This is a genomic window from Aliivibrio logei, assembly GCF_001691055.1.
Lineage (GTDB): Bacteria > Pseudomonadota > Gammaproteobacteria > Enterobacterales > Vibrionaceae > Aliivibrio > Aliivibrio salmonicida.
This window is the reverse complement of sequence record NZ_MAJU01000008.1, coordinates 436,089-451,711: the sequence shown is the minus strand read 5'-3', so window position 1 is coordinate 451,711 and position 15,623 is coordinate 436,089. Positions and strand designations below refer to the sequence as shown.

The window sequence follows — 15,623 nt, the reverse complement described above, 5'->3', positions numbered from 1 at the left end:
TGGTCGCTGGAGTAACTTAGGTTAGTTTTTATTAAAGTAACACCAGAAGTAACACTTTAAAAGTCTACTTTAAATTATTTGTTTATAATCAATCAGGTAGGGTGTGTAATCGAGTCCAGTAGCGAATGAAAGAGCCCACCTAGTGTGGGCTTTTTTGTGCCTGTAATTTCTTTTGTTATCAATTTTTAACTAGTAATACTCAATAGTAGCTATTATCAGTGATCGTTATATACAAACGTTAAGTACTAAGTTGGATGACTTCATCTGCCATATTGATAGGTTTTATAGTTGAACTCATTAATATAATAATAAAGTAACATAAATTATTTTACTAAATCAGCCGCTTCTCGCGCTAAACGACCGATTTCATTCCATCGACCTGCATTGATTAGTTTTGGGTCAACCATCCATGTTCCACCACAAGCTAATACTCGTTCAATGGCAAGATAGTCATTCACATTTTTGGTGTTAATACCGCCTGTTGGCATAAATTGTATTTTTGTATAAGGTGCTAGTAGTGATTTAAGCATATTAATACCACCTGAAGCTTCAGCAGGGAAAAACTTCAATGTTGTCAGTCCCATTTCAAGTGCTGCTTCAACCGTTGAGGGATTGTTCACTCCAGGAATAATGTCGATGCCTAACTCTTGGCAAGCTCTTACGGTATTAGGATTAAACCCTGGTGATACAATAAAAGTTGCACCTGCATCTTTTGCTGCGATAACTTGTTCACGATTTAATACGGTACCTGCGCCTATGAGCATATCTGGTTGTGCTTTACGTAGTAATCGAATTGCTTCTGCTGCGGAGTCTGAACGGAAGGTGATTTCAGCCGCAGGTAATCCATTTTCAGCTAATGCTTTGCCTAATGGAATAATATCTTCAGCACGTTCAAGTGCAATAACGGGAATGATTTTTATTGCTGCTAGTTGTTCAGAGATAGTACTCATTATTTTATTTCCTTATTAAAATTGATTGATTCAGTCGCAGATCTTGGGACAATGGCCCCTTTATGTTGAATCACTATTCCTGCAAGTTGGTGTCCTTGCAAGGCTGCTTCTCGTGGGGTTTTATTAGTTAGATATCCAGCTAGAAATCCTGCATTAAATGAGTCACCAGCTGAGGTTGTATCAATAACAGTATCTATTGGTGTAGTTGCAATAAGTTCAGGTATATCGGTAGTAAAGTCGGTATATAAACACCCTTTAGCACCTTGTTTCAATATTACATTTCTTACACCATGATTACGTAAACGATGTAAAGTATCTTGTTGTGAGCTATCTCCCCATAAGCATTCCTCGTCATCATCAGTAACAAGTGCAAGATCAGTCAATGTTAGTATTTGTTTATAACACGCTTGTGCTTCTAATTTGGTGTCCCAAAGAGCGGGGCGGTAATTGGAGTCAAAGGCAATTTCGACACCTTTAGCTTTTATATTATGTAATAAGTTGATTAATTTTTGTCTATCTGTTGGTGGTAAAATGGCAAGACTAATACCACTCAGGTAGACCATGTCGACATTAGCTAAATGATGCTCAACATTAGGAAAACCAGGATGTTGTAGTAAGTAGCGGGCAGCTGATTGATTTCTCCAATAAAGGAAGGTTCTTTCACCTTGTTCGTCTAACTGGATGAGGTACAATCCTGGTTGGCGAGTAGGATCACGAAGTACATAATCAGTATTGATACCTTCTAGTTTCCAGCGTGAAATCATACCTTCACTGATCGTATCTACACCAAGAGCACTGACGTAATCAATCTCGATAGATTGGCCTGCAGTACGTGCCATATATATTGCCGTGTTCAATGAATCGCCACCATAAGCTTGTTGCATGGTGCGAAAAGGAGCTCCATTAAGTTCTATCATGCATTCGCCGATAATTGCGATACGTTTCATGCATATTCTCCTGGTAGTTTGAAGTAGGTTTTTGCATTGTTGAAAGCGATATCTTGCACAAGCTTGCCTAGCATTGCCATGTCGTGAGGTGCTTCACCATTTTGTACCCATTGACCAATCATATTACACAGAATACGACGAAAATACTCATGACGGGTATAAGATAAGAAGCTACGAGAATCTGTTAACATTCCCACAAACTGGCTTAACAGACCCAGTTGAGATAATTGTTCCATCTGGCGTTGCATACCGTCTTTTTGATCGTTGAACCACCAACCTGAACCAAATTGTACTTTTCCTGCAATGCCACCTCCTTGGAAGTTACCAATCATTGTTGCCATCATTTCGTTATCGCGGGGATTCAGACAATAAAGAATGGTCTTTGGTAGCTCATTAGTGATATCCATAGCATTAAGTAATGAGGCTAGCTCTAACGCAAACGGACGGTCACCAACAGAATCAAAGCCACTGTCAGCGCCTAATAGCTTGAACATGCGAGTACTATTATTCCGTTGTGCGCCAATATGAAGTTGCATTACCCAGCTACGCTTCGCATATTGAGTTCCTAGCCACACCTGAACGGCAGTACTGAATTGGTCGATTTCTTGTTCTGTTAGTATTTCATTATTAAGACGTCGTACTAGCATGGCATCTAATACTGATTCTTCCGGTACTCTGCTGTATCGAACAATCTCAATGCCATGGTCGGCGGCACGGCAACCATGCGCTGAGAAATGATCAAGACGACGATCCAATGCCGTGAGTAAATCAGCGAAACGGGTAATCTCAATATTTGCAACTTCGCCTAAAATCTGCATGTATTCTGTAAAGTCATTTAGCTCGATCTTGAAGGCTCGATCAGGACGCCAGCTTGGTGCAATTTCAATGTCACAAGTATCATCTTTAGCAATGGCTTTATGGTGTTCTAATGTGTGAATAGGATCATCTGTTGTGCCGGCCATAACTACATTCATTTGTTTCATGATGCCACGCGCAGAAAACTCTGGACTTGTTAGCATATCATTACATTCGTGCCAGATATCTTCGGCTGTTTCAGGGCTGAATAGTTTACCTGTGATCCCAAATGGACGACGTAGTTCTAGATGAGTCCAGTGGTATAACGGATTGCCGAGCGTCTGTGGTACTGTTTTTGCCCATGCCATGTATTTTTCAAAATCAGAGGTTTCCTTGCCCGTAATGAGCGACTCGCTAATACCTGCGGCACGCATACCGCGCCACTTATAATGGTCACCTTCTAACCACATTTGACCAAGGTTGTCGAAACGGCGGTTATCTGCGATTTCTTGTGCGTTGAGATGGCAATGGTAATCATAGATAGGCATGTCTTTCGCGAAGTCGTGGTATAAACGGCGTGCAATCTCATTGGTTAGAAGAAAATCTTCACATAGAAAATCTTTCATTGGTAACTCCAAAAAAGTATCCCTTCAAAAAGAGTTTTAGCTGAAGGGATATAAATGAATTAAAGTGATGCAACAGCTGCGCGAGCACCGTTAGTCATTATTAACTGATAAGCGTCGGTTACTTCGGTAACGAATGCTTCGTTCTTAATTAGATCAGTGCCGAAGATTGCTTTAATACCTAAAAGTGCTTTAACCACGGAGGTATTAACACCGTGTTGTTGGTAGATTTCTTTAAATAGTTCAACCATTGGATCTCTAATATCAATAGGGTTAGCTTTTTCATCAGAGCCACTTATATACATCATCCAACCTGCAATACCCATTGCTAGCCATTTGTAATTAGTGCCTTTTTCTAAATGGAAGCGTAGTGAATCTCCCATACGTTGAGGGATTTTTTGGCTTCCATCCATTGCTATCTGCCATGTTTGGTGTTTAAGACTTGGGTTGGTAAAACGATTAATTAGTAGTTTTGCGTAGGTTTCTAGATCTGTGCCTTTTGGCATGTTTAACGTTGGAGCTTGTGCTTTCATCATCATATCGAAAGCAGCTTTACGATAGTTGTCATTGGTCATCGTATCAGAGATGTGTGCGTAGCCACCTAAATAGCCAAGATAGGCTAAGAAAGAGTGGCTGCCATTAAGCATACGCAGTTTCATTTCTTCAAAAGGAACAACATCAGAGACAAACTCTGCACCTACGATGTTCCAGTCAGGGCGGTCATTTACGAAGTTATCTTCAATAACCCACTGTCTGAATGGTTCACAAGCGATACCACATAGATCTTCAACACCGACTAAAGTTGTTATTTCTGCTAATGTTTCAGCAGTTGCCGCGGGCACAATACGATCGACCATAGTACATGGGAAAGTTACGTTATTTTCAATCCAGATCGCAAGATCCTTATCGACTAACATTGCAAAATCGAGTACCGCTGCACGAGCAACATGACCATTTTCTTGCACGTTATCACAAGACATTACGGTGAATGGTTTGATGTCAAGTTCTCGACGAATGCGTAATGCTTCAACAATATAACCAATGGCAGAATTAGGTTCTTGTGGGTGAGTTAAATCTGCTTTGATTAGAACATTATTGTGATCTAAACGGCCAGTGGCAGGATCCGTACAATAACCTTTTTCTGTAATTGTCATAGAGACGATAGCAACTTGCTCTTCAGCCATTTTTTCTAGTATGGCTCGTTGCCCATCAAGGGCAGGGTGTAGAGATTCCGTAACAGAACCGACCATTTTTACTGTTGTTGTGTGTTCACCTTTTTCTGCCACTGTATATAAATGGTTTTGTTCACGCAGTTGTTTGATAAGATCTTCACCACCAAACAGGTTAATTTCACAAATCCCCCAATCACTATTGATTTTGTCTAACATTTCGCTAGTAAATAACGCTTGGTGAGCACGATGAAATGCTCCGAATCCTAAATGAACAATACGACTTTTAAGAGTTGATCTATCATAACTAGGAAGGATGATGTGGGGACTTACTTTGGTATTCGCAATATTCAACATGTTGTGTTCCTTGATTTTCTCATCGGTATATTACCGATGAGAAATATAATAATTGGAGTGTTTTAATTAATGGATAAGGATTTAGTAGCCTAAAATTAAACCAGGCAAAAATAAGCTTAATTGTGGAATAAAGGTAACAGCCATAAGAGCAATGAACAGTGCTGCATAAAAAGGTAATAATGGTTTAATAACTTTATCAATAGAGACATTTGCAACTGAGCAGCCGATAAATAATGCACTACCTACTGGAGGAGTACATATACCAATCGCAAGGTTAAACGTCATCATGATCCCAAAGTGTACTGGGTCGATACCTAGGTCTAATACGATAGGCAAAAAGATAGGCGTAAAAATAAGCACTGCTGGAGTCATATCCATAAAGATACCAACGATGAGTAAAATTATATTAATAATTAATAAGACAATGAGTGGGTTATCAGAAACGGCCAATAATGCATCGGCAATCATATACGGGATATCAGCGTTAGCCATTGCCCATGACATCCCCATTGATGCCCCTACTAATAGTAGAACGATAGAGGTGGTTACTGCTGATTCTAAGATGATGGCGGGAAGTTGTTTTATCTTAACTTCACGGTAAACGATCACTGCAAGTATAAATGTGTATACAACGGCAATCGCGGAGGCTTCGGTTGCGGTAAAAATACCTCCAATTATTCCACCCATGATTAAGACGATAAGCATTAGAGAAGGTAAGGCTTTTAATAATGTATCCCATACATCAGCAATACTTGGTTTTGGTGCGACAGGATAGCCTCGGCGCTTAGCAATAAAACCTGCTACACACATTAAACTTACGCCCATAATTAGACCAGGGATATAACCGGCAAGAAACAATGCTGCAACCGATGTCCCACCAGAAACAAGAGAGAAAACAATTAGGGTATTACTCGGTGGGATCAATAGACCTGTAGGGCATGATGTAATATTAACTGCAGCAGAAAAATGCTCATCATAACCCTCTTTTTTTTGTAAAGGAGACATTGTGCCACCAACTGCAGCTGCAGAAGCTACCGCTGATCCTGAAATAGAACCAAACATCATGTTTGCCATTATATTTACATGAGCTAATGAACCCGGTAAGCGGCCACATAATACTTTTGCAAAATTGATAAGGCGGATCGCGATACCACCCTGATTCATAATATTTCCCGCTAAAATAAAGAACGGGATTGCAAGTAATGCAAAATTATCAAGACCTGCTGCCATACGTTGTGCAACTACGGCAATTGCAGGCTCAAGGGGGAGACTCATCATAATTGTGGCTAAAGAAGATAAACCAATCGCAAATGAAACGGGTATGCCTAATGTTAATAAAACTGCAAAGCTACCAAATAGAGTAAGAATGACTAGCCATTCCATAATTTAATTCCTTTTTAATTAGTGTTATTGGGATTTTGATGTAGGTAAAGAGCGGCTAGATATTAATTCTTTTACTTTTTCACGGCTGAAGATAAAAGAATAAAAAATCATTAATGCCCCACTTAATGGTAAACAAAAATAGATGTAACCCATCTCCCAACCTAACGCAGGTGTTACTTGCCCGGTGGCTAATGTTTTAAGCGCGAGACTAATACCTCCGTAAATTAATACGATAAAAGCAAATACTGCTATGGCGGCTTGAATGAAAATCTCGTTAATCAATTTTCGTTTACCGGTCAATTTCATAGTTAATAAGTCGATAGCAAGATGGCGCTTTTGGCCAGTGGTATACGCTGCACCAATAAGTGCAACCCACATAAATAAATAGCGAGCTAATTCATCTGTGATAGTGCTTGGTTTACCAATCACATATCGTGATATCACTTGCCAGATGACACAGAAAACTAAAAAGGTAGAGAGTGAGATAGTAAATGCAGCTAACCCTCTATTTATATAATTAACCAATTTATTCACTTTTAATTCCTTTGTGTGTGGGAGCATATAGTTAACGCTGGTTAACCAATATTAGTTATTGTTACTTTTAACATCCTATTTTTCTGAGGATGATTATAGATAACAGCTAATTATAATCCTGTGAGCTATGTCCCAAATGAATTGGTTGGCCAATTTGACGGTTATTATTGTGATTTGGGTCAACCAATTTGTATTTTTGTTTTGACGGTGTATTGATTTGGACTCAAGATTCACCTGTATTCAAATACATCTTAAAAAAATGGATAATTACTTAATGGAGATACAATAATGATACGTAAAAGTATATTGACGGTACTGATTGGTACTGCGTTAAGTCTAAGCGTTAGTACTTCAGCTGTTTCTGCAACCATATTAAAACTTAGTCATAACCAGTCGCGTGATTACGCTGTCCATAAGGCTATGGATTCAATGGCAAAAGAAGTACGTGAATTAACTAATGGCGAAGTTCGTATACGTATTTACCCTGATGCTCAATTGGGAACTCAGCGTGAATCAATGGAGCTTATGCAGAATGGTGCACTTGATATGGTTAAAACAAATGCAGCTGAATTAGAAGCTTTTGCACCTGCTTATGCTGCATTTAATCTGCCTTATTTATTTCGTAATAAATCACATTACTATGATGTACAGAAAGGGGAAGTAGGTGAGGAGATTTTGGCTTCTTCTCGGGATAGTGGTTTCATTGGAATAACCTATTATGATGCTGGGGCTCGTAGTTTCTATGCATCTAAACCTATTAATACACCTGAAGATCTTAAAGGCTTAAAAATTAGAGTACAGCCAAGTCCTTCTGCGATCAGCATGGTCAAAGCATTAGGTGGAAATGCAACCCCTCTAGCTTATGGAGAGTTATATACAGCTCTTCAACAAGGTGTCGTAGATGCTGCTGAAAACAATATACCGTCATATAGTTTGAGTCGTCATAGTGAAGTATCTAAATTTTTTAGTTTAGATGAACACACAATGGTGCCTGATGTTCTCGTTATTTCAAATAAAGCTTACGATAGTTTGTCAGAAGAAAATCGTATAGCGTTAAAAAAAGCAGCAAATAATTCTATGGAATTAATGAAAAAATTATGGGCGGAATCAGAAGCAACAGAACGAGCTAAAGCAGAGAAGTTGGGAGTGACATTTATAACGCCAAACAAACAAGCTTTTGTCGATGCTGTACAACCAATGTATGAAGCTTTAAATACGACAAATCCTGAATTAGCAGAAATTGTTAATCGTATTAAAGCGGTTCAATAATTAACTGTAAAGATAATATAACAAGGTGTTGTAACTATTTGCCATAAATAGGTTGACCAATTTTGTCATATCTTTATTATGATATATAGAATGCAATGGAATATAGCGACAATATCAATATGATGCCTTTTGAAGCAAAAAGACCTTATCAAGAGTTAGGGTTAGTACTAAGACAAGAGTTAATGAACAGTCAGTATAGTGTGGGAGATCGTCTTCCTCCCGAGCGTGATATCGCAGAACGATTAAATGTAAGTCGGACGGTGGTACGTGAAGCGATCATTATGCTTGAACTTGAAAACCTAGTTGAAGTTAAAAAAGGCTCTGGGGTATATGTACTTAATATTCCGAGTGAAACTGCTAATAGCCGAGAGCGCGTGATTTTCGATGAGGCTGGTCCATTTGAAATGTTACAAGCAAGGCAGTTGCTAGAAAGCAATATTGCTGAGTTTGCTGCAATTCAAGTTACACCTGGTGATATTGCTAAAATGAGAGCCGCACTTGAACTTGAGCACCATGAAGTGGCAAATGAATCTTCAGATTGTAATGGAGATGAACAATTCCATCTTTGTATAGCCGAGGCAACGCAGAACTCTGTGTTAGTAGATATGCTGAAACATTCTTGGGCCCGTCGCGAACAAAGTCCAATGTGGAGAAAGCTTCATTTACGCATTAATAATCAGAATTATCGTGAAGAATGGTTAGGTGATCACGCTAAAATTCTTTTAGCTATGCAGCGAAAAGATCCTATTGCAGCGAAAAATGCAATGTGGCAACACCTTGAAAATGTAAAACAACGACTACTTGAGCTATCTGATATTGATGATCCTAATTTCGATGGATATTTGTTTAGCTCAAACCCTGTTGTCTTCCTTGAGGAAGATAAATAAAGATCAACGTTCTGTTGATTTTTATTTGGAATTGCTACTTTTAAAGTAGCAATTAATTTAAATTTTTAAATACTTCTCTCGTTAATATTTTCCGAGCGGGTTAAGTGTGTCTGTATAAAAGGTGATTGTCATGGAACAAACTTGGCGTTGGTATGGTCCTAGTGACCCTGTATCTCTAAATGATATTCGTCAGGCGGGAGCTACTGGTATTGTAAACGCATTACATCATATCCCTAATGGTGAGGTGTGGACGAAAGAAGAAATTCTTATTCGTAAAGCTTTGATTGAAGATAAAGGTTTAACCTGGTCAGTCGTTGAGAGTGTCCCTGTACATGAAGAGATTAAAACACAAACGGGTAATTACCAATTGTGGATTGATAACTATAAACAAACATTACGCAATTTAGCAGAGTGTGGCATTGATACTGTATGCTATAACTTTATGCCAGTCTTGGATTGGACTCGTACAGATCTTGAATTTGAAATGGAAGATGGATCTAAAGCCTTACGTTTTGATCAAATTGCATTTGCTGCTTTTGAATTACATATTTTAAAACGTCCAAATGCCGAAGATGCGTATTCAATAGAAGATAAAGCGCAAGCTCAAATCTATTTTAATAATATGTCTGATATCGATATTGCTAAATTAACAGGTAATATAATTGCTGGATTACCTGGAGCGGAAGAAGGGTATACATTACAAGAGTTCCAAGCCCAATTAGATCGCTATAAAGGTATTACGAAAGATAAACTTCGTGAGCATATGGTGTACTTCTTGAGAGAGTTAATGCCTATCTGTGATGCTAACGGTCTGAAAATGGCAGTACATCCAGATGATCCACCACGTCCGATTCTTGGTTTACCGCGTATTGTTTCCACGATTGAAGATATTAATTGGTTAACAGCGGAAGTACCAAGCCAAATGAATGGAATAACAATGTGTACAGGCTCATATGGAGTACGTGGTGATAATGATTTAGTTAATATGATTAGACAGCATGGTGATCGTATCTATTTCACTCATTTGCGTTCAACGCAACGTGAAGATAATCAGCTTAGCTTTCACGAAGCGGCACATCTTGATGGTGATGTTGATATGTATAATGTAGTGATGGAAATTCTTAGAGAAGAACAGCGTCGTGATGCTGTTGGCGATATGAGACTAATACCTATGCGTCCAGATCATGGTCATCAGATGCTAGATGACTTGAAGAAAAAGACGAATCCTGGTTATTCTGCAATTGGTAGATTAAAAGGTCTTGCTGAAGTTCGAGGTTTAGAGATGGCATTAAAGCGGGCATTTTTCACAAAATAAAACTGATTCTAGTTCATAATTAGTGGACCAATAATATTTAAGGATGATTTATGCATATAAATCATCCTTTTATACATATAACTGAGTAGTTATTTTCATTGATTAAAGCCTAAGTATACTGAGGTCCTTGGAGATACTTTTTGAACTTGCCTAATCGCATGAAATTTATGAATTAACACTAAAGCAGAGTGAAAATTAACTTTTCTTGTATTTATTAGTAACATTTTTACAGCATTATAATGGTGTGGAATTAATAGACATTTAAATTTTCGTATTTAACGATTAATTTCTATAACGATTAGTATCGATACTTTTGGTTATTTACATTTATGTTTTGTTAATTTAAATTACAAGCTTAGTAATTTATGTGGGAATTAAAATAGTGCTAAATTTAAAAATAAAATATTTTGGTATTATTTTTTTATTTATGACTTTGTTTTTTTTGGCTAATACTTTAATGAGTAGTAGTCAAATTAAATCTGAATTTTCTAATGTGTTAGATGGTTTTTTTGATAAAATAATAAGATTTTCAAATTTTTATATTAACGCTGAATATAAAGAAAAAGAAAAGGGAACTTATAATTTTATTGACGGATCTTTTTTAGTTGTCAATCATAATTCTAATGTTTTAGATTTGAAATATGGTATAAATAAATTAAAAGAGTCGTTTAAGGTAAATGAAGGTATTTATATTATATCGATATTAAATAAATCAAATGGTAAGATAGATTATAGTTACTTTATGCCATTAGTAAAAAGCTATGAAAACAAAGTTTATAGTTATAATGAAATGTTGAATAAATATAACAGTATTGATATATTTGATAAGTATGGTTCTTGTGATTTAGTTATCACTGGAGTATATGAGGACAGTTTTAATAATAGATTAATAAGAACCGTAATTTATCCTATTTATATTGATAGGAAACTGGTGTCTATACTTACTATTGATATCGATGTAGATTATGTCATTAATAATATTAAAAGAAATCTTGGTTTTTTTTCTTATTTTATATCGATTGAATCTAATGGAGTTATTGATCCTAGTTCTAATAAAATAAATGTTTCTTGCTCAGAATCTGAATATCTAACGATAAATATTAAAATATCAAAAATTATTATGATAAGTTTATTATTGTCATCGTTAGTTTATTTGACATATAATTTTATTATGTTTTTTATTGCCAGATATTATAGTATCGATGCTTTGACTGGATTGTATCGAAGAGATTATATAGATAGAATTTGTTTAAGTGGAGAACAATCACTTTTATATATTGATGTTGATGACTTTAAATTTATCAATGATACATACGGTCATCATATTGGTGATGCTGTTATAGTTGACATCGCTAATATAATTAAAAGCAATATAAGAGGAAAAGATAAGGCATTTCGATGGGGTGGAGATGAATATTTGATTGTTCTTGATGTGATAGATTTTAAACTAGTAATCGATGTAGCAGAAAGAATAAGTAAATCAGTTCAGAATGAAATAACTAATGGTCTAAAGGTGACTATATCAATTGGTGGATATGTTGGCGACGCTAAGTTTGTTGAGGCATTATTGAAATCAGATTCGATGTTGTATAGATCTAAGAAAGATGGAAAAAACAAAATAAATATCGATTTTTAATAGGTAACCTCATATATATGAGGTTACCATCCTATTATAAATTTAATATATTAAGTCTGAAATGTATTTTTTTAATGAGACATTAAACTCTTCCTTAAAGTAATTTTGAAATCTATGTGTAGATTGGTAGCCACAATCTAAAGCTATAGTGTCAATGTCGTCACAACCTTGTTTTATTAAAAACATGGCATGCTTCATTCTTACTTTTCGTAATAACAGTTTGAACGTTGTATTTTTTTTGTTTAAATGTCTAATCAATGTTGACCTACTAACACCTAGATACGAACATGAATTAATAATACTATGTTTGTAGTTAGGTTCATTTGAAAGAAATAAACATAATTTTATTTCGATATCATCATCTTCAAATGGAAATAGTATATGAAGTAATCCTTTTTCTGCTAACTGCATATATATAACATTTGCTATCATTAGTTTAATCTTATTACTAATAATAGTAGTATCTAAACTATGAAAGAATTCTATGTTTTTTTTTAAGTCAGATGTTAATTTTATTATAGGGTAATTATCAATTTTTTTTACTATTCCTTTACTTAATAATATCATTTCTTTGTCTGGTTTAGATAAGAAACTTATTTGTTTTGCTAAGAAAATATTATTTATTGGTTTGTTAACAAAGCTTAATTTGTCATCATTATTAATGAACAATAATTCACCAGGATTTAAAGTTAATATATCTTTATTCATGAATATTTTTTTCTGACCATTAACTACCCATATTAAACTTGGCCGTATTATTGAAATGTTGGCTCTTTTTATAATTGAATATCCTTTGTGACTAAAATTTTTAAACACTTATCATATCCTTTATAACTGTTTAATTTTGTTTTTTATTATAATGAATCATATAAAAAAGGTAACTAACAGAAAGTGTCAATAATTTTTATTGATGATACCTATCGTACTTGAGTTTATTTATATGAATTTAAACGTAAAAATATACACCTTAAGTAATATATTTATATGGACTGATAGTATTTATAGGAAAAGTGTGAAGTTATATATAGATAAAAGTCATTAGTAGTTAAATTTGGTGGGAAATAAGATTATATCATTGTTGATTGATGTGTTAATAGACAAAATAACTGTGATGTTTTTTATGATTAAATAACACTCATATTATTGTGAGCTTTATGTATTTTTAGCCTGATCTTATGATCCTTTAATTTTATTTTTCTATATGAGATAACTCACGTACTAATGAGTAGTAGTCCTTGATATTATTGGTTTTTTAATTTAAATTTGTTTTAAGCAAACAACTTTGAGAGCATGAGTATGGAACTTAAATTACATTCAAATGCAAGCACGACGCCAAGAACACGAAAGTATATTCAGTCTTCGGATAAAACTGATGCTGAATTAGCAAATGAATTGAGCATATCCATTGATACTGTTAAGAAATGGCGTAACCGTGATTGTTTTCATGACAAATCACATAGGCCAAAAGTGATTCATAAAACCTTAACTCCTGAACAGGAAGTATTCATTCTTTACCTTAGAAAACGACTTTATCTTTCATTGGATGAATTACTTGAAGTAACTCGTTTATTGATTAATAAAGGCGTTTCAAGATCAAGCTTAAATCGCTGTTTAAGTTCTCATAAAGTAGGGCGTTTGATTAAACCTAAAGTAGAAGGAAATAAAAACGCTATAATTATTGACGCTTTTATTATCCCTGAAACTATAGCCCCTCAAAGCGTTTTATTGATTTTTGTTGAAAAATTCAGTGGTCATATTAGTTTTGCTCTAATTAAAAAAGATGATGAACCAGCGAAACAAAAAATAGTTAAATTTTTAACTAATGCACTTCCTTATAAGATTGAATCAATAAGCTCATCATCAAATCAAATAGCACAAGATATCTCGGCATTAGTCTTAAACGAGTTCGAAATACACACGGGTTTAGAGATAAATAGTGATGCAAATTTTGAGAAAATGATGCCTGATTTATTAGTAGGAGAGCTATTTGATAGAAGATTAGGTCTTGGAGCGACAATTTTAGAATACGAAGATATTTTAAATAAAAGAGTTATAAGAAAGAAATTTAAAAATTTGACCCCTCACGCTTATATAGCATCAACTTACTGAAAATAGGGGAGTTGCCCCCCTATAAATGTATCTATTATGAAATCATTCGTTCTTTATGCAAATAGATAATTTCTGTTGCCATATCCATTAATAAAACGGCGTTCATAAGGTGATCTTGAGCGTGAACCATCACAATATGAACGGGAAGTTTTCCTTCTCCTTCATCAAATTCAATAAGTCTAGTTTGAATTGAGTGTGCTTCTTTTAATGCAGCTTGCGCACCTTCAATATGCTTATCAGACAGTTCAAAATTCTTCTGACGAGCGGCTCTCATTGCTTCCATTAATTGGCTACGAGCAGATCCCGCATTAACAAGCAGCATCATTACTTTTTCTTCGTACTCTTCACTATCCATAATTTTAGCCTTAGTCCATCATATCTAATGCTTGAGCGAGGATCTTATCGCCTTTTGTCATGCCGTAATCCATCATGTTGATGAGAGCGATAGGCTTATTATGTTCTTTTGCAATATTGGTGAAGTCATTTATTTTATAAGCGATTTGAGGTGCGATAAGAAAACAATCAAATTCAGTTGCAGCAGAATTAAAATCTTGAGAGCCTTTTGCTTCAATTTCCACATCAATGTTTTCTTTTTTTGCGTGCTCAAGCATGCGTTTAACGACTAAGCTAGTAGACATACCCATATCACAAATAAGTAGGATCTTTTTCATTTTAAACTCCAAAATTATACAATAGGTGCAGTAATTCGTGCTTGATAAGCATCTAACCATTCTTGGTTAGCAATGCTGTGTTCTGTGTGCTCACCATTACGAACACACGTATATATCGTTGGTTGTTGCTTATAAGTCGCTACAGAGAACGAGAAGCCATCAATGTTTGTGGCAGCTCCAAATTCACCTTCCTTGTTAATACAAACAACAGAAAGGTCACCAGAACGGCCATAACGTTCTTTTAGTTTTTTTTCTAAATCATTAACGGTACTTTCAGCCGCTTCTTGTGGTGTCATTCCGCTGCCCATACGTCGAACTATTTCATAGCTGACGCAACCTTTCATTAAGTCTTCACCTAGCCCTGTCGCGGTAGCTGCGCCAATATCACTATCTGCATAGAATCCAGAGCCTGAAATTGGAGAATCACCAACACGGCCAGCACGTTTCATAAATAAGCCACTGGTAGAGGTTGCTACTGATATTTCACCATTAAGATCAACCGCAGCGACACCAACCGTATCATGTCCAGTGTAAGGGGATAATCCTCGGTCTAATGTTTCTTGACAGCGTTTAGCGTAATGCTGTTTTGCGCGCTCTGTAAGCATGTTTTTTTCTTCAAAGCCATGAGATAACGCCCAACTTTCGGCACCTGAGCCAACCATAAAGCTGTTGAATCGTTCATTACTCAATGCTTCAGCAACGAGTATTGGATTCGCTACGTTCTGTATACTAGCAACAGCACCAATAGCCATTGTTGTCCCATTCATAAAAGCGGCGTCTAATTCAACAACACCGTTTTCATTAGGTAAACCACCATAACCCACACTTTTATAAAAAGGATAATCTTCCACTATTTTTACCGCTTGAATCACCGCTTCTTGTGATGTTTTTCTTTCTTTCAGACGGGCAGCACCATCACTGATCCCATCAAATGCCATACGCCAAGTAGCAATTATTCCCCATTTAGATTCATTCATT

The 15,623-nt window shown here is 35.8% G+C and carries 15 protein-coding genes; 5 read left to right on the top strand and 10 right to left on the bottom strand.

Annotated elements, in window-relative coordinates; genetic code table 11:
- Positions 1 to 323: 323 nt before the first annotated feature.
- The 6 genes from A6E04_RS06255 to A6E04_RS06230 form a co-directional block, all read right to left on the bottom strand.
- The gene (locus tag A6E04_RS06255) at positions 324 to 950 is read right to left on the bottom strand and encodes a bifunctional 4-hydroxy-2-oxoglutarate aldolase/2-dehydro-3-deoxy-phosphogluconate aldolase (protein ID WP_065610539.1); all 627 of its coding nucleotides are present in this window, start codon (positions 948 to 950) and stop codon (positions 324 to 326) included.
- Complete coding sequence (locus A6E04_RS06250) at positions 950 to 1,897, bottom strand: sugar kinase (RefSeq protein ID WP_065610537.1); 948 nt, start codon at positions 1,895 to 1,897, stop codon at positions 950 to 952. Before A6E04_RS06250 ends, A6E04_RS06255 begins: the two co-directional genes overlap by 1 nt.
- A complete protein-coding gene (uxaC, locus tag A6E04_RS06245) occupies positions 1,894 to 3,318 on the bottom strand; it encodes a glucuronate isomerase (RefSeq protein ID WP_023603170.1) in 1,425 nt (474 codons plus the stop codon). Before uxaC ends, A6E04_RS06250 begins: the two co-directional genes overlap by 4 nt.
- Positions 3,319 to 3,377: 59 nt before the next feature.
- Positions 3,378 to 4,841: a fructuronate reductase gene (locus A6E04_RS06240; RefSeq protein ID WP_065610535.1), complete on the bottom strand. Its 1,464-nt coding sequence runs from the start codon at positions 4,839 to 4,841 to the stop codon at positions 3,378 to 3,380.
- 81 nt (positions 4,842 to 4,922) lie between these two features.
- On the bottom strand, positions 4,923 to 6,224 hold the full coding sequence (locus A6E04_RS06235; RefSeq protein WP_023603172.1) for a TRAP transporter large permease: 1,302 nt from the start codon (positions 6,222 to 6,224) through the stop codon (positions 4,923 to 4,925).
- Between the two features lie 24 nt (positions 6,225 to 6,248).
- The gene (locus A6E04_RS06230; RefSeq protein WP_023603173.1) at positions 6,249 to 6,758 is read right to left on the bottom strand and encodes a TRAP transporter small permease; all 510 of its coding nucleotides are present in this window, start codon (positions 6,756 to 6,758) and stop codon (positions 6,249 to 6,251) included.
- A gap of 285 nt (positions 6,759 to 7,043) precedes the next feature.
- Between A6E04_RS06230 and A6E04_RS06225 the strand changes: the two genes are divergently transcribed.
- The 4 genes from A6E04_RS06225 to A6E04_RS06210 all read left to right on the top strand — a co-directional run bounded on the left by A6E04_RS06225 (position 7,044) and on the right by A6E04_RS06210 (position 11,865).
- Positions 7,044 to 8,027, top strand: coding sequence for a TRAP transporter substrate-binding protein (locus A6E04_RS06225; protein WP_023603174.1), 984 nt, complete (start codon positions 7,044 to 7,046; stop codon positions 8,025 to 8,027).
- Positions 8,028 to 8,122: 95 nt separating this feature from the next.
- Complete coding sequence (locus A6E04_RS06220; protein ID WP_023603175.1) at positions 8,123 to 8,914, top strand: FCD domain-containing protein; 792 nt, start codon at positions 8,123 to 8,125, stop codon at positions 8,912 to 8,914.
- A 130-nt stretch (positions 8,915 to 9,044) separates the two neighbouring features.
- Entirely contained in the window at positions 9,045 to 10,229 is a 1,185-nt protein-coding gene (uxuA, locus tag A6E04_RS06215) for a mannonate dehydratase (RefSeq protein WP_065610533.1), read from the top strand.
- Between the two features lie 382 nt (positions 10,230 to 10,611).
- Positions 10,612 to 11,865, top strand: a complete 1,254-nt coding sequence (locus A6E04_RS06210) for a GGDEF domain-containing protein (RefSeq protein WP_065610531.1) — start codon at positions 10,612 to 10,614, stop codon at positions 11,863 to 11,865.
- Positions 11,866 to 11,907: 42 nt separating this feature from the next.
- Here the strand turns inward: A6E04_RS06210 and A6E04_RS06205 are convergent, their stop codons facing one another.
- Complete coding sequence (locus tag A6E04_RS06205) at positions 11,908 to 12,681, bottom strand: helix-turn-helix domain-containing protein (protein ID WP_065610529.1); 774 nt, start codon at positions 12,679 to 12,681, stop codon at positions 11,908 to 11,910.
- A 480-nt stretch (positions 12,682 to 13,161) separates the two neighbouring features.
- Between A6E04_RS06205 and A6E04_RS06200 the strand changes: the two genes are divergently transcribed.
- On the top strand, positions 13,162 to 13,974 hold the full coding sequence (locus A6E04_RS06200; RefSeq protein WP_065610527.1) for a helix-turn-helix domain-containing protein: 813 nt from the start codon (positions 13,162 to 13,164) through the stop codon (positions 13,972 to 13,974).
- A gap of 34 nt (positions 13,975 to 14,008) precedes the next feature.
- On the opposite strand, the gene A6E04_RS06195 is transcribed toward A6E04_RS06200, so the two are convergent.
- From A6E04_RS06195 to A6E04_RS06185, 3 genes are read right to left on the bottom strand one after another with little or no spacing between them, the layout of a single operon-like run.
- On the bottom strand, positions 14,009 to 14,329 hold the full coding sequence (locus A6E04_RS06195) for a PTS lactose/cellobiose transporter subunit IIA (RefSeq protein ID WP_012550288.1): 321 nt from the start codon (positions 14,327 to 14,329) through the stop codon (positions 14,009 to 14,011).
- A gap of 10 nt (positions 14,330 to 14,339) precedes the next feature.
- Complete coding sequence (locus A6E04_RS06190; protein WP_012550287.1) at positions 14,340 to 14,645, bottom strand: PTS sugar transporter subunit IIB; 306 nt, start codon at positions 14,643 to 14,645, stop codon at positions 14,340 to 14,342.
- A 14-nt stretch (positions 14,646 to 14,659) separates the two neighbouring features.
- A complete protein-coding gene (locus tag A6E04_RS06185; RefSeq protein WP_065610526.1) occupies positions 14,660 to 15,622 on the bottom strand; it encodes a glycosylasparaginase in 963 nt (320 codons plus the stop codon).
- Between the last annotated feature and the right edge of the window lies 1 nt (position 15,623).

What these genes read in the sequence shown, in the direction of transcription:
- A6E04_RS06255 (WP_065610539.1), bottom strand. Translation starts at nt 950, where the DNA reads ATGAGTACTATCTCTGAACAACTAGCAGCAATAAAAATCATTCCCGTT.
- A6E04_RS06250 (WP_065610537.1), bottom strand. Translation starts at nt 1,897, where the DNA reads ATGAAACGTATCGCAATTATCGGCGAATGCATGATAGAACTTAATGGA.
- uxaC (WP_023603170.1), bottom strand. Translation starts at nt 3,318, where the DNA reads ATGAAAGATTTTCTATGTGAAGATTTTCTTCTAACCAATGAGATTGCA.
- A6E04_RS06240 (WP_065610535.1), bottom strand. Translation starts at nt 4,841, where the DNA reads ATGTTGAATATTGCGAATACCAAAGTAAGTCCCCACATCATCCTTCCT.
- A6E04_RS06235 (WP_023603172.1), bottom strand. Translation starts at nt 6,224, where the DNA reads ATGGAATGGCTAGTCATTCTTACTCTATTTGGTAGCTTTGCAGTTTTA.
- A6E04_RS06220 (WP_023603175.1), top strand. Translation starts at nt 8,123, where the DNA reads ATGGAATATAGCGACAATATCAATATGATGCCTTTTGAAGCAAAAAGA.
- uxuA (WP_065610533.1), top strand. Translation starts at nt 9,045, where the DNA reads ATGGAACAAACTTGGCGTTGGTATGGTCCTAGTGACCCTGTATCTCTA.
- A6E04_RS06200 (WP_065610527.1), top strand. Translation starts at nt 13,162, where the DNA reads ATGGAACTTAAATTACATTCAAATGCAAGCACGACGCCAAGAACACGA.
- A6E04_RS06195 (WP_012550288.1), bottom strand. Translation starts at nt 14,329, where the DNA reads ATGGATAGTGAAGAGTACGAAGAAAAAGTAATGATGCTGCTTGTTAAT.
- A6E04_RS06190 (WP_012550287.1), bottom strand. Translation starts at nt 14,645, where the DNA reads ATGAAAAAGATCCTACTTATTTGTGATATGGGTATGTCTACTAGCTTA.
- A6E04_RS06185 (WP_065610526.1), bottom strand. Translation starts at nt 15,622, where the DNA reads ATGAATGAATCTAAATGGGGAATAATTGCTACTTGGCGTATGGCATTT.